This window comes from Rhodococcus coprophilus NBRC 100603 (assembly GCF_001895045.1).
Taxonomy (GTDB): domain Bacteria; phylum Actinomycetota; class Actinomycetes; order Mycobacteriales; family Mycobacteriaceae; genus Rhodococcus; species Rhodococcus coprophilus.
The window spans coordinates 81,878-96,289 of sequence record NZ_BDAM01000001.1 but is presented as its reverse complement, the minus strand read 5'-3'; the positions used below and the strand labels follow the sequence as shown (position 1 = coordinate 96,289).

12 protein-coding genes are annotated in these 14,412 nt (G+C 69.7%); 11 read left to right on the top strand and 1 reads right to left on the bottom strand.

From position 1 onward, the window contains the following. Positions 1 to 65: 65 nt before the first annotated feature. The 6 genes from RDCOP1_RS00465 to RDCOP1_RS00440 all read left to right on the top strand — a co-directional run bounded on the left by RDCOP1_RS00465 (position 66) and on the right by RDCOP1_RS00440 (position 5,829). Positions 66 to 1,061 carry a FecCD family ABC transporter permease gene (locus tag RDCOP1_RS00465; protein WP_169848810.1) on the top strand — a complete coding sequence of 332 codons (996 nt, stop codon included), beginning with the start codon at positions 66 to 68 and terminating at the stop codon, positions 1,059 to 1,061. Continuing rightward, positions 1,058 to 1,963, top strand: coding sequence for an ABC transporter ATP-binding protein (locus RDCOP1_RS00460; protein ID WP_072698133.1), 906 nt, complete (start codon positions 1,058 to 1,060; stop codon positions 1,961 to 1,963). The genes RDCOP1_RS00465 and RDCOP1_RS00460 overlap by 4 nt, the downstream gene beginning before the upstream one ends. Positions 1,964 to 2,033: 70 nt before the next feature. Then, positions 2,034 to 2,453, top strand: a complete 420-nt coding sequence (locus RDCOP1_RS00455; protein WP_072698132.1) for a BlaI/MecI/CopY family transcriptional regulator — start codon at positions 2,034 to 2,036, stop codon at positions 2,451 to 2,453. Positions 2,454 to 2,466: 13 nt separating this feature from the next. Next, on the top strand, positions 2,467 to 3,417 hold the full coding sequence (locus RDCOP1_RS00450) for a M56 family metallopeptidase (protein ID WP_072698131.1): 951 nt from the start codon (positions 2,467 to 2,469) through the stop codon (positions 3,415 to 3,417). 47 nt (positions 3,418 to 3,464) lie between these two features. Beyond that, positions 3,465 to 4,916, top strand: a complete 1,452-nt coding sequence (gene gnd, locus RDCOP1_RS00445) for an NADP-dependent phosphogluconate dehydrogenase (protein WP_072698130.1) — start codon at positions 3,465 to 3,467, stop codon at positions 4,914 to 4,916. Between the two features lie 7 nt (positions 4,917 to 4,923). Further along, positions 4,924 to 5,829, top strand: a complete 906-nt coding sequence (locus RDCOP1_RS00440; protein WP_072698129.1) for a DMT family transporter — start codon at positions 4,924 to 4,926, stop codon at positions 5,827 to 5,829. Here the strand turns inward: RDCOP1_RS00440 and RDCOP1_RS00435 are convergent. Further along, positions 5,780 to 6,409: a class I SAM-dependent methyltransferase gene (locus RDCOP1_RS00435; protein WP_072698128.1), complete on the bottom strand. Its 630-nt coding sequence runs from the start codon at positions 6,407 to 6,409 to the stop codon at positions 5,780 to 5,782. The genes RDCOP1_RS00440 and RDCOP1_RS00435 overlap by 50 nt on opposite strands. Before the next feature lie 352 nt (positions 6,410 to 6,761). Between RDCOP1_RS00435 and RDCOP1_RS00430 the strand changes: the two genes are divergently transcribed. The 5 genes from RDCOP1_RS00430 (at position 6,762) to RDCOP1_RS00410 (ending at position 14,411) form a co-directional block, all read left to right on the top strand. Next, positions 6,762 to 8,189 carry a hemolysin family protein gene (locus RDCOP1_RS00430; protein WP_072698127.1) on the top strand — a complete coding sequence of 476 codons (1,428 nt, stop codon included), beginning with the start codon at positions 6,762 to 6,764 and terminating at the stop codon, positions 8,187 to 8,189. After that, positions 8,186 to 9,277 (top strand): hemolysin family protein, encoded by a 1,092-nt coding sequence (locus RDCOP1_RS00425; RefSeq protein ID WP_072698126.1) that lies wholly within the window; start codon positions 8,186 to 8,188, stop codon positions 9,275 to 9,277. Before RDCOP1_RS00430 ends, RDCOP1_RS00425 begins: the two co-directional genes overlap by 4 nt. Then, entirely contained in the window at positions 9,274 to 10,227 is a 954-nt protein-coding gene (locus tag RDCOP1_RS00420; protein WP_072698125.1) for a 3-methyladenine DNA glycosylase, read from the top strand. The genes RDCOP1_RS00425 and RDCOP1_RS00420 overlap by 4 nt, the downstream gene beginning before the upstream one ends. A gap of 75 nt (positions 10,228 to 10,302) precedes the next feature. Beyond that, on the top strand, positions 10,303 to 12,486 hold the full coding sequence (locus RDCOP1_RS00415; protein ID WP_072698124.1) for a malate synthase G: 2,184 nt from the start codon (positions 10,303 to 10,305) through the stop codon (positions 12,484 to 12,486). 188 nt (positions 12,487 to 12,674) lie between these two features. After that, on the top strand, positions 12,675 to 14,411 hold the full coding sequence (locus RDCOP1_RS00410) for a substrate-binding domain-containing protein (RefSeq protein WP_231922939.1): 1,737 nt from the start codon (positions 12,675 to 12,677) through the stop codon (positions 14,409 to 14,411). Position 14,412: the final 1 nt, after the last annotated feature.

Below are 14,412 nucleotides of genomic sequence, written 5' to 3'. Positions count from 1 at the left end.
CCACCGCCGTCCCCGGGCGGCACGCCTTCCGCATCGGACCGTTCTCCGTGGTCTGGCGCGGCCGCATGGTGCTGGTGTGCGCGCTGATCGCCGCCGCCACCTTCCTGCTCACCTGCGTCTCCCTCGGGCGCGGCGACTACCCGATGTCGGTACCCCAGGTCATCGAGGTGCTCTTCGGCGGCGGTGGCCGCCTCGACCGGTTCATCGTCTTCGACCTGAGACTCCCCCGAGCGGTCGGCGCGATCGTCGTCGGCGCCGCGCTCGCCGTCGCCGGTGCGATCACCCAGTCGCTGTCCCGCAACGCGCTGGCCAGCCCCGACATCCTCGGTATCACCGCCGGTGCCGGCGCCGCCGCGGTCGCCCTGATCGTCCTCACCGGTGGCGGCTCCGTCGTCGGCATCCTCGCCGCGCTCGGTTTGCCGCTCGCGGCACTGGCCGGGGCCCTGCTCACCGCCGCAATCATCTACCTGCTCGCCTGGCGCAACGGTGTCGAAGGATTCCGGCTCGTCCTCATCGGCATCGGCATCAACGCGATGCTGCTCGCCCTCACCAACTGGATGCTGGTCTCCGCCGACATCAACGACGTCTCCCGCGCCCAGGTGTGGCTCACCGGATCCCTCAACGGCATCTCCTGGAACCAGGTCGTGCCGGCCGCCCTCGTCCTGCTCGTCCTCGGCGCGTGGGCCACGGTCTCCTCGTTCACCGTCGGGGCGTTGCGCCTCGGCGACGACACCGCCCGCTCCCTCGGGGTGCCGCTGCAAACACAGCAGGCCTTGCTGCTGGTCATCGCCTGCACCCTCGCCGCAGTCGCCACCGCCGCAGCCGGACCCGTCGGCTTCGTCGCCCTCGCCGCCCCCCAGATCGCGGTGCGGCTGGTCAAATCCGCGGGACCTCCGATCATCGCGTCCGCACTGACCGGCGCACTGCTCGTCGTCGGGGCCGATCTGATCGCCCGTACGATCCTGCCGGTGCCCCTGCCCGTCGGTCTCGTCACCTCTGCGCTCGGCGGCCCGTTCCTGCTGTACTTGCTCGTGCGCTCCAACCGGAAGGTCTCCGCGTGACCGACACCCACACCCCCGCCGCCCCGGACACCGAACACCCCGGGGCCACCCCGGCGACCCGCCTGGTCGCCGAACACCTCGCGCTCGGCTACGGGGATCGGCTGATCATCGACGACCTCGACCTGGAGATCCCCACCGGCGTCATCACCACCATCATCGGACCCAACGGCTGCGGCAAATCGACTCTGCTGCGGTCGCTGAGCCGGCTGCTCAAACCTCGCACCGGGCAGATCCTGCTCGACGGCCGCAGCATCACCACGATGCGCACCCGCGACGTCGCCCGCGTCCTCGGGATGCTGCCGCAAGCGCCCCTCGCACCCGAAGGACTGACCGTCGCCGACCTCGTCGCCCGCGGCCGGCACCCCCACCAATCGTGGCTGCGGCAATGGTCCTCCGACGACGAAGGGGAAGTCGCCACCGCCCTCGCCCGCACCGGCATCGCCGACCTCGCCGACCGGCCCGTCGACGAACTGTCCGGCGGTCAGCGCCAACGCGCCTGGATCTCCATGGCGCTGGCCCAGGGCACCGACATCCTGCTACTCGACGAACCGACCACCTATCTCGACCTCGCACATTCGGTGGAAGTGCTCGACCTCGTCGACCGGTTGCACAGCGAACTCGGCCGCACCGTCGTGATGGTCCTGCACGACCTCAACCTCGCCATCCGCTACAGCGACCACCTGGTGGTGATGAAGGACGGCCGCATCGTGCGCTCCGGTCCGCCCTCGGAGGTGATCTCCGCCGAACTGCTCGCGGAGGTGTTCGACCTCGACGCGTCGGTGATCGAGGATCCGGTGTCCGGCCGGCCACTGATCGTCCCCATCGGCACCCGGCACGTCTACGGCGCAGTCGGGGGTCCTGTGGCCCCGGGCCACACCCCCGGAGCAGCGGAAACTCCCTGATCACAGCCCTGCCGAGGCTACGACCCGGGGTAGTACGCACAGACGTCGGAGCAATCCGTAGAATCGGATCATGGCAGCACTAGGCGAACTCGAACGAGCAGTGATGGACCACCTGTGGTCCGCCACCGAACCCCAGACGGTCCGGCAGGTCCACGAGGCCCTGGCCACCCGCCGCAGCCTGGCGTACACCACCGTCATGACCGTGCTGCAACGCCTCGCGAAGAAGAACCTGGTCGTCCAGCAGCGCGACGACCGCGCTCACCGCTACGTGCCCGTCCACGGCCGCGACGAACTCGTCGCGAGCCTCATGGTCGACGCCCTCGACCAGGCCGACGAAACCGCCGGCCGTGCCGCCGCCCTCGTCCACTTCGTCGGCCGGGTCGGCGCCGACGAAGCCGAAGCCCTGCGCGCCGCGCTCGCCGAACTCGAATCCCAGCAGGCGGGAAACGGCTCCACCCTGGGCGAACACGGCGCCGGACGCGCGAGCTGACACACTCGGTGTCGTGAACGCCCTTACCGCGCTGTTCTTCGGAATACTCGCGCTCCTCCTCGCGGGCCCGGTGCCCGGGCTGCTCTCCCGCGCCGCCTGGCCGCACCGCAACCCGCGGGCGGCGCTCGTGCTGTGGCAGGCGATCGCGCTGGCCGCCGTCCTGTCCGCGTTCAGCTCCGGTCTGGCCATCGCCAGCCGGCTGCTCGTCCCCGGAGTCGACGGCCGGCCCACCACCGAGCCGCTCCGCGAAATCGAAGCCCTCGGCTTGCCGCTGTGGCTGACCTACGTCGTGGTGCTGGCCCTGACCCTGCTCATCGGCGCGCGGCTGATCTACTCGATACTGCGTGTCGCGGTTCGCACCCGCCGTCGCCGGTCCCGGCACCGGATGCTCGTCGACCTCCTCGACAACCGCGACACCCGCGACGTCGTCCGCCGCCACCCGCACGTGCGGATCCTCGCGTCCGCCGACCCGATCGCGTACTGCCTGCCCGGACTGCGTCACCGGGTGGTGCTCAGCGACGGCACGCTCGACAACCTCAGCGACACCGAACTGCGCGCCGTCCTCTGCCACGAACACTCCCACCTGCGGGCCCGCCACGACCTCGTCCTCGAGGCGTTCACCGCCGTGTACGAGGCGTTCCCCCGCTGGGTGCGATCCGGCTCAGCCCTCGGATCCGTGCAGACACTCGTGGAAATGCTCGCCGACGACTCCGCCGTCCGGGTCACCGGCCCGACCCCCCTCGCGCGGGCCCTGGTGGCCTGCGCCGGCACCACCACCCCCAAGGGAGCTCTCGCCGCGGGGGGACCGAGCACCGTGCTCAGGGTGCGGCGTCTCGCCGATCCGGGACCCGACCTGCGCATCTCCGCCGCCGCGTACATCGCCGCCGCCGCGATCCTCGTGGTCCCCACCGTCGCGGTCGCCGTGCCGTGGCTGACCGAGCTGAACCGGCTCTTCGCCCACTGACCTCCCTCCGATTTCGATCCCACCCCGTTTCGGGGGAAGCTGTAACCATGACCGTCGAACACACCGCGACAGCCCAAGCCCAGATCGGCGTGACCGGCCTGGCCGTCATGGGGTCGAACATCGCCCGCAACTTCGCCCGCCACGGGTACACCGTCGCCCTGCACAACCGCAGCATCGGCAAGACCGACGCGCTGCTCGCCGAGCACGGCACGGACGGCAACTTCGTGCGCACCGAAACCATCGAAGAATTCGTCGCCGCCCTCGAAAAGCCTCGCCGCGTCCTGATCATGGTCAAGGCCGGCGACGCCACCGACGCGGTCATCGAAGAACTCGCCTCCGCGATGGAACCGGGCGACATCATCATCGACGGCGGCAACGCCCTCTACACCGACACCATCCGCCGCGAAGCCGCCCTCCGCGACCGCGGTCTGCACTTCATCGGCGCCGGCATCTCCGGTGGTGAAGAAGGCGCCCTCAACGGCCCGTCGATCATGCCCGGCGGCCCCGCCGAGTCCTACAGCGCCGTCGGCCCGCTCCTCGAAACCGTCGCCGCCCACGTCGACGGCACCCCCTGCTGCACCCACATCGGCCCCGACGGCGCCGGCCACTTCGTGAAGATGGTGCACAACGGCATCGAATACGCCGACATGCAGCTCATCGGCGAGGCCTACCAGCTGCTGCGCGACGCGCTCGGCCACGACGCCGCCGCGATCGCCGACGTGTTCTCCGAGTGGAACACCGGCACCCTCGAGTCGTACCTCATCGAGATCACCGCCGAGGTGCTGCGCCAAACCGACGCCGAGACCGGCAAGCCGCTCGTCGACGTCATCGTCGACGCCGCCGAGCAGAAGGGCACCGGCCGCTGGACCGTCAAGTCCGCCCTCGACCTCGGCGTCCCCGTCACCGGCATCGCCGAAGCAGTCTTCGCGCGGGCACTGTCCGGCTCCCGCGACCAGCGCGCCGCCGCCCGCGGCCTGACCGGCGGCACCCTCGGCGCCGCCCCCACCGACGCCGCCCAGTTCACCGAGGACATCCGCGCGGCGCTGTACGCGTCGAAGATCGTCGCCTACGCGCAGGGATTCGACCAGATCGCGGCGGGCAGCGCCGAATACGGCTGGAACGTCGACCGCGCCGCGCTCGCCACCATCTGGCGCGGCGGCTGCATCATCCGCGCTCAGTTCCTCAACCGCATCAAAGAGGCCTACGACGCCGACCCCGACCTGCCCAGCCTGATCCTCGCCCCCTACTTCCGGGACGCGATCGAAGCCGGCATCGACAGCTGGCGCCGGGTGGTGGTCACCGCGACCACCCTGGGCATCCCGATCCCCGCGTTCGCGTCGTCGCTGTCGTACTACGACGGGCTGCGCGCCGAACGGCTCCCCGCCGCCCTGACGCAGGGCCAGCGCGACTACTTCGGGGCGCACACCTACGAGCGGATCGACAAGCCGGGCAAGTATCACACCCTGTGGAGCGGCGACCACAGCGAAGTCAGCGCCTGACTTCGCTGTGACCGGCCTCGAGGCAGCATCCGTAGCGTGCGCGCTCGCCGCCGCGGTGCTGTTCGCGATCGCCGGAGTCACCCAGCAGCAAACCGCCGCCGCCGTCCCCGAAGGCGGCAACCTCGTCACCAGGCTGCTGCGCAATCCGCGCTGGTGGGGCGGCACCGTCAGCGACACCGCCGGGTACGGGCTGCAGATCGCGGCGCTCGCCCTCGGCTCCGTGCTCATCGTGCAACCCCTGCTGGTGAGCTCGCTGCTGTTCGCGCTGCCCCTCGCCGCCTACTTCGGGGGGTACCGCCTCACCCGCGGCACCTGGATGCTCGCCGCCGCGCTCTGCGTGTCCCTCGCGATCTTCCTGCTCGTCGGGAACCCCGCGGCGGGCACCGTCGACGCGGCCGCGACCCGCTGGGCGGTGCCCCTCGGCGCAGTCCTCGCCGTCACCGCGGTGGCCGTGGCGCTCGGCTCCACGCCCCGGCTCACCGCCGGTGTGCGCGCGGCGCTGCTCGGCGCCGCGGGTGGGCTCCTGTACGGCGTCGTGGCGGCCTTCACCAAACACGTCACCGACCTGTTCGAGGACGGGTTCGGCGCGGTCCTCACCTCCTGGCAGGTCTGGGTGCTGGCCGCCGCCGGAATCGGCGGTTACTACATCCAGCAACGCGCCTTCCAGGTCGGGCCGCTGTCCGCCTCCCTACCCGCGCTGACGATCGGGGAACCGCTCGGCGCGGTGTTCCTCGGGATGGTCGTGCTCGGCGAACGACTCCAGGTCGGCGGCGCCGGGCTGATCCTCGTCGGCGCCGCCGTGCTCGTCATGCTCACCACCACCGTCGCACTGTCCCGCGTCGAGGCCCCGGCCACGCAGACCGTCACGACGCCCGCGACAGCACCGCCACCAGAAAATCCGCACCGTCGGTGAACGGACGCAGATCCCACGTCGACAGCGTCAGATCCACCGCCAGACCGGCGCGTTCGGCGTCGGCGAAGAACTCTTCGAACTCGTAGTCGCGACCGGCACCGAACCCGACCACCACCCGCCCGGACGGTGCGAGATGGCGGGCGAACCCGGCCAGGACCGCCTCCCGCGTCACCGGTGCCACGAACGTCATCACGTTGCCGGCGCACACGATCACATCGAACTCGCCCGTCACTCCCCGCGTCGGCAGGTCCAGTTCGGCGAGATCACCGACCAGCCATTGCGGTCCCGGATGATCTTCTTCGGCCGCGGCGATCAGCACCGGATCCACGTCCACCCCGACCACCTCGTGTCCGGCGCGATGCAGGTAGCCGCCCACCCGGCCCGGACCACATCCGGCGTCGAGCACCCGCGACCCGCGCTCGAGCATCGCGTCGACGAGCCGTGCCTCACCGGCGGTGTCGCGCCCCTGGGCAGCGAGGTCGCGGAACCGTTGCACGTACCACGCCGAATGCGACGGATCCGCCGCGGTGATCTCCTCCCATTTGCTCGGAATACGCCCACCCGGGGTGCCTGCGGTCATCGTCGATGCTCCTTCGTCCGATGGGGCCGGTACGGATCCGTTCCGGGGTCCCGCCCACACCGTAAGCCGAAGCTCCCCCGACCTGCGCACCCACCACCACACCGCTCCCGCTTCGGCGCCGCAGCGACAACACCGCGCCCCTCTCAGTAGAATGAGGACTTTCACACGACGTCCGGGCCACCAGGATCTCTCCACGCTCCGGACCAGACGAAAGGAACCCGGTGCCCGCGGCACCCACTTCCCGCAGGTCAGCAGCAGAAACCACAGCGGAGCCCGACTCCGCCGGTCCGGAGGGCTCCCCTACCGAGCCGGGTGACCACCCCGGCGCAACCCCCCACCCACGGGAGCGGATGTGACATCCGTGATCCTGTCCGTCCTCAGCCTGGTCGGCTTCGTTGCCTTGACCGCCGGGACCGCCCTGTTCGTCGCGGCCGAATTCTCCCTCACCGCGCTCGAACGCAGCACCGTCGACGCCGAAGCCCGAGGCGGCGACCTGCGCGCCCGCCAGGTGCAGCACGCACACCGCACCCTGTCGTTCCAGCTCTCCGGCGCACAACTCGGGATCACAATCACCACCTTGATCACCGGGTACCTCGCCGAACCCGTCCTCGCCCGGTTCCTGAATCCGCTCATGGAAGCGATCGGGCTGAACGACTCGGCCGCCGGGACCGTCTCGCTGATCCTCGCGCTGATCATCGCCACCTCGTTCTCGATGATCTTCGGCGAACTCGTCCCCAAGAACCTCGCGATCGCCCGCCCCCTGGCCACCGCCCGCGCCACCGCCGGCCTGCAAGCCGGGTTCTCCCTCGTCTTCAAATGGGCGATCAACGGGCTCAACGGCAGCGCGAACCGCATCGTGCGGCGCCTGGGCATCGAACCCGCCGACGAACTGCGCTCGGCGCGTTCCCCGCAGGAACTGGGTTCGCTCGTCCGCGCCTCCGCGGTCAGCGGCGCGCTCGACGAGAGCACCGCCCAACTCGTCGACCGGTCGTTGGAGTTCGGTGAGCGCACCGCCGAGGATCTGATGACTCCGCGTGTGACCATCGAGTCGCTCGACCTCGACGCCACCGTCCTGGACCTGATCGAGCTGTCCGATCGCACCGGATACTCCCGGTTCCCGGTGGTCGACGGCGACCTCGACGACACCGTCGGAGTCGTTCACGTCAAACACGCCTTCACCGTCCCGGCGGCGGCGCGCCCCACCACCGCGGTGCGCACCCTTGCCCGCAAGGTTCCCGTCGTCCCGTCCACGCTCGACGGCGACGCGGTGATGGAGCGGGTCCGCTCCGACGGTATGCAGGTCGCGCTGGTCGTCGACGAATACGGCGGCACCGCCGGGCTGATCACCATGGAGGACCTCATCGAAGAAATCGTCGGCGACGTCCGGGACGAACACGACGAGCCGGAACTCGACGCGCATCTGTACGGCGACGGCTGGTCGTGCGCGGGTCTGCTCCGTACCGACGAACTCGCCCGGCTGACCGGCTATCAGGCACCCGAGGGGGACTACGAAACGTTGGCCGGACTGTTCCTCACCGAACTGGGCCGGATCCCGGACGTCGGCGACGAGATCGTCCTGCCTGCCCGCCCCGGGGAAGAGCACCGGCCCTGGTACGCGCGGATCCTCGACATGGACGGCCATCGCATCGACCGGGTCCTTCTGGTGCCCGGCGAATTGGACGAGGACGCCGAACACGACCCGGACGACACCGGCGGGGACAGCGGCAACACCGAGACCGCGGACCACGACCGGGCGACACCGGACGGAGAGACACGATGAACGACTGGTTCGCCGTGATCCTCACCGTGGCCCTGCTCGCCGGCAACGCTTTTTTCGTCGGCGCGGAGTTCTCCCTCATCAGCGCCCGACGAGACCGGCTCGAAACGCTCGTCGCACAAGGCAAGAGACGAGCCCAGACCGTCGTCGACGCGGGCGAACACCTGTCGTTGATGCTCGCCGGGTCCCAGCTCGGCATCACCATCTGCTCGATCCTGCTCGGCCGCATCGGCGAACCGGCGATCGCGCACCTGATCGAAGCGCCCCTGCACCTCGTCGGGATCCCCGACGGCTGGTTGCACCCCATCTCCTTCACCCTCGCGCTGAGCCTGGTGGTGGTTCTGCACATCCTGCTCGGCGAGATGGTGCCCAAGAACATCGCCATCGCCGGACCGGAACGCACGGCCATGCTGCTCGTCCCCGTCCACCTGATGTTCATGCGACCCGCCCGGTTGCTCATCGCCTTCTACAACCTGTGCGCCAACGGCGCGCTGCGGCTGATGCGCGTCGAACCCAAGGACGAACTCGAAGTCACCGTCACCGCACTCGAACTGTCCGAGATGATCGGCGAGTCCCGCTCCGAGGGCCTGCTCGACGAGGAACAGCACCGCCGCCTCACCCGCGCCCTGAGCACGAGCAACCGCACCGTCGCCGACGTGATGATCCCGCTCGCCGCCGTACGCACCGTGCCGGTCACAGCGAACGGCACCACTACGCTCGGCGAGATCGAGCAGGCGGTCAGTGCCACCGGGTTCTCCCGCTATCCCGCGCGGACCCCGAGCGGCAAGATCAACGGCTACGTCCACATCAAGGACGTGCTCGATCTCGTCGGGGATCCGAACGCCGGTCCGGACGCCGTCATCACCGCCACCACCATCCGGCCGCTGCCGTCGATCCGGCCGCGTGTCGCACTCGACGAAGCACTGTCGGTGCTCCGCCGTACCAGTTCCCACCTCGGGAGGGTCGTCGACGCCGCGGGCACGGTGATCGGGATCGTGGCTCTCGAAGATCTCGTCGAAGAGTTCGTCGGCACCGTCCGCGACGCCACCCATCGCGTCGCGGACCCGTCTCCGGAGCGCCGCACCCCATGAGCTGTGTCCCCTCGGAGGCGCCCGCCCCGATTCTCACGGAGGCGCCCGCCTCGATTCTCACGGAGGCGGAGTGGACGGCCCGCCGCGACCGGCACCACGCCGCGGTGGACGACCTGCTCGCCGATCATCTGCGACGGCGCGCGGCGAACGAGTCTCATCCGGTGCACGACTTCCTGTTCACCTACTACAACTACCGGCCCGGCAAATTGCGGTTCTGGCATCCCGGGTACGGGACGGTCCTGCTCGGCGCCGCCACCCGCGACTACCGCGACCATCCCGGGTACGAACGCATCGTGATGGACGGTGAGCCGGCGGTGCGGGTGACCGATGCGGTCCTCGCGCAGCGCTCCGGCACCGTCGGCTTCGTCCACGGTCTGCTCGCGGCCACCGCGTCCCGCCCGGCGCAACTGGGGTGCTTCGGCCTGCACGAATGGGCGATGGTGTACCGCACCGGCGACGAGGGCGTGCGGCATTCGGTGCCGTTGCGGCTCGGTCACGAGGGCACGGATCAGCTGGTGGAATCAATGCAGTTGCGATGCACTCATTACGACGCGTTCCGGTTCTTCACTCCCGACGCGGCGCCCCGCAACGCCTCTTCCCTCACCCCGGACAGCCGGTTCGCCCGGGAACAACCCGGTTGTCTCCACGCCGGGATGGACCTCTACAAGTGGTGCTTCAAGCTCTCCCCGCTCGTCGATTCCGACCTGCTGCTCGAGTGCTTCCGGCTGGCCTCGGCGGCGCGTGAACTGGACATGCGGGCCAGCCCGTATGATCTGAGCGACTACGGCTACACGCCCGTCGCCATCGAGACTGCCGCCGGACGCGCACAGTACGTCCGCGAGCAGTCGGCGCTCACCACCCGCGCCGCGGCTCTCCGAGAGGAACTGCTGAATCGATGCACCGCCCTGCGCGCGTGTCGACCCGACACCCCATTTGCTACCGGCGGGTAACATGACTGGAGTTTTTCGTGCAAGCATCCCGGCGCTGCCGCCGCGGACGCACCGCAACCGGAAAGAGTGAGGCTAATGACAGAACGCGTGCAAATCGGTGGACTCCACATCGCCAAGGTGCTCTACGACTTCGTGAACGACGAAGCGATCCCGGGCACGGGGATAGATGCAGCCGCGTTCTGGGACGGCGCAGACAAGATCGTCCACGACCTGGCGCCCAAGAACCGCGAACTCCTCGCCAAGCGTGACGAGCTCCAGAGCCGCATCGACAGCTGGCACCGCGACCGCGCCGGACAGCCCCACGACGCCGCCGCGTACAAGGCGTTCCTCGAGGAGATCGGGTACCTCGTCCCCGCCCCCGAGCCCTTCCAGATCACCACGGCGAACATCGACAGCGAGATCGCCACCACGGCCGGACCGCAGCTCGTCGTCCCCGTGCTCAACGCCCGCTTCGCCCTCAACGCCTCCAACGCCCGGTGGGGTTCGCTGTACGACGCGCTGTACGGCACCGACGCCATCCCCGAGGACGACGGCGCCGAGAAGGGCACCGGATACAACAAGGTGCGCGGCGACAAGGTCATCGCCTGGGCCCGCGACTTCCTCGACAAGGCCGTCCCCCTCGCCACCGGATCCCACACCGGCTCCACCGCCTACGTCATCGACGGCGACGCCCTGAAGGTCACCCTCGCCGACGGAACCGTCACCGAACTCGCACAGCCCGAGAAGCTCGTCGGCTACCTCGGCGACAAGGCTGCCCCCACCTCCGTGCTGCTGCGCAACAACGGCCTCCACATCGAGATCCAGATCGACCCCGAGTCGCCGATCGGCAGCACCGACGCCGCCGGCGTCAAGGACGTCGTCCTCGAGTCCGCCGTCACCACCATCATGGACTTCGAGGACTCCGTCGCCGCCGTCGACGCCGAAGACAAGGTCATCGGCTACCGCAACTGGCTCGGCCTCAACCGCGGCGACCTGTCCGAAGCGTTCGAGAAGGGCGGCAAGACCCTCACCCGCACGCTGAACCCCAACCGCGTCTACACCGCGCTCGACGGCAGCGACCTCGAACTGCACGGCCGTTCCCTGCTGTTCGTCCGCAACGTCGGTCACCTCATGACCAACCCCGCGATCCTCGACCGCGACGGCAACGAAGTGCCCGAAGGCATCCTCGACGCACTCGTCACCAGCCTGTGCGCCACCCACGGCCTCCACGGAGACGACGAGCACGGCCCGCTGCTCAACAGCCGCACCGGCTCGATCTACATCGTCAAGCCCAAGCAGCACGGCCCCGAAGAGTCCGCCTTCACCACCAAACTGTTCGGCCGCGTCGAAGACCTCCTCGGGCTGCCCACCAACACGCTCAAGGTCGGCATCATGGACGAGGAGCGCCGCACCACGGTCAACCTCGCCGCCTGCATCCAGGCCGCATCCGAGCGTGTCGCCTTCATCAACACCGGCTTCCTCGACCGCACCGGCGACGAGATCCACACCTCCATGGAGGCAGGCCCCGTCGTCCGCAAGGCCGCGATGAAGCAGCAGAAGTGGATCGCCGCGTACGAGGACTGGAACGTCGACACCGGTCTCGCTGCCGGCCTGCAGGGCAAAGCACAGATCGGCAAGGGCATGTGGGCCATGACCGACCTCATGCACGACATGCTCGTGCAGAAGATCGGCCAGCCCAAGGCCGGCGCCAACACCGCGTGGGTGCCCTCACCCACCGGGGCCACCCTGCACGCCACCCACTACCACGAGGTCGACGTCTTCGCGGTCCAGGACGAGCTCGAGGGCAAGACCCGGGCCACCCTCGACGACATCCTCACCATCCCGCTCGCCGAGAACCCGAACTGGTCCGACGCCGAGAAGCGCGAGGAACTCGACAACAACTGCCAGTCGATCCTCGGATACGTGGTGCGCTGGATCGACCACGGAGTCGGATGCTCCAAGGTCCCCGACATCCACGACGTGGCACTGATGGAGGACCGCGCCACCCTGCGCATCTCCAGCCAGCTGCTCGCCAACTGGATCCGCCACGGTGTCGTCACCGAAGCCGACGTCATCGCCTCCCTCGAGCGCATGGCCCCGGTCGTCGACCGCCAGAACGAGGGCGACGCAACCTACCGGCCGATGGGCCCGGACTTCGACAGCAACATCGCGTTCCAGGCCGCCAAGGAACTCATCCTCGAAGGCACCACGCAGCCCAGCGGCTACACCGAGCCGATCCTGCATCGCCGCCGCCGGGAGTACAAGGCCAAGTTCGCCTGATCGAACGCCGACGTTCGCCGGAGCACCGACTCCGGCGCACTACGTGCACGCAGGGCCCCGATCCGACCCGGACCGGGGCCCTGCCCCGTACAGGCCGCGGCGCGTACGACGCCGAATCGGCCGACACTACACTGGTGTAGAAGGTCCGAAAAGACCGGATCCATGACGAAAACGAGGCGGACCCAGACGTGAGCGGCAGACATCGCGGCGGCGGCGCGCGCGGCATCAGCAGAAGCTTGATCGTGATGGTCGTGGCAATCGTCCTGGTCGTCGTCGCCGTCTTCGGCTGGTTCCGCCTCCGCGACCGAATAGACCGGCAAGGCGCCGACGCCGCGGCCACATGCGTCGAAGGCGACGCCGTACTGAACATCGCCGCCGACCCGCGCATCGCACCGAGCCTGACCACACTCGCCGACCGGTGGACCAGCGACGTCGCACCCGTCATCCGAGACCACTGCCTCAGCGTGAAGGTCGAACCCACCGACTCCGCTCCGGCCGCCGCAGCGCTCGGCTCCGGCGAGTGGAACACCGCGCTCGGGCCCGAACCCGCATTGTGGGTGCCCCTCGACTCCCGCGCCACCGAAAGCGCGGCGACAGCCGTCGCCGGACAAGCACGCTCCCTGGCCACCTCCCCCGTCGTCCTCGCGGTACCCGACGACCTCGGCCGCGCTCTGACGAGCTCGGCGGTGGGATGGGACGACTTACCTGGCCTCCAACGCGACCCCGCCGCCATGCGCGCAGTCGGCCTCGAGGCCTGGGGCCGGCTGGGGCTCGCGCTGCCCACCGGCGAACACACCGACGCGACGACCCTCACCCTCGAGGCCGTGGCCACCGCGGTCACCGGTTCCGGTGCCGGGCCACTCACCGTCGAACAGGCCGATTCACCCGCCTCCGTCACTGCGGTCACCGAACTCGCGCTCGGCGCCAACGCGCTCGGACCGACCGCCGGACCGACCACCACCGACACCCTCACCGCGCTCGGCGCCCAGCCCGACATCGCGGCGCCGGTGCACGCGGTGCCCGTCGTCGAACAACAGCTGTACGCCGCGCTCGACGACGGGGAGCTCAGCGGCTTGTCGGGTTACCTGCCGTTCGGTGCCGCCCCGGTCACCGATTACCCCGCTGCGATCGTGGATGCGCCGTGGGTCGACGAGACGCTCGCGCGGGCGGCCGCCGAGTTCGTCGACTACGTGCGCAAACCGGAACAGATGCAAGTACTCGTCGAGAACGGCTTCCGGGTCGGCGCCGAGGTACCCGCACCGGTCGGCGACATCCGTCTCCCCCGGGTCGACTCGACCCTCGTCCCCGCTCCCCGCCCGGTGACCGAGGCACTGCTCCGCACCCGCCTCGAGCCGGTACCCCCCAGCAAGATCACGATGGTCGTCGACACGTCGCAGTCGATGTCCACGCCGGACGGCGACGGCACACGGCTCACCCACACCGCCGAGGCTCTCGACCAGCTCGTCCGGCGCTCCCCCGACACGTCGGTGCTCGGCATGTACGTGTTCTCCGACACCGCGCCGGGATACCGGATCGCCGTGGAACGCGACGGGCTGACCGCCGCGAAGCGAGCAGCGCTGGGCAGTGCCCTCGACACCGTCACCCTCACCGACGACGAACCGGTGGGCGCGACCCTCACCGCCGCCTACCGCGACGCGGTCGACAAGTACGACCCCAATCGGCCGAACTCCGTCCTCGCGGTGATCGACAGCGACGACACCGATGTGGCGCAGTTGCTGGCGACCATCGACGAACTCTCCACCCCCGGTAAACCCGTCCGGATCGACCTCGTCGTCCTGGGCGACGCCGCCACCGACGTCACCACGTTGCAGACCGTCGCCGATCGCACCGGTGGCACCCTCCAGACCGTCCCCTCCACGCAGGGCGACGCCCTCGTCGACATCATCCGGAAGCTGGCGTCCTGAC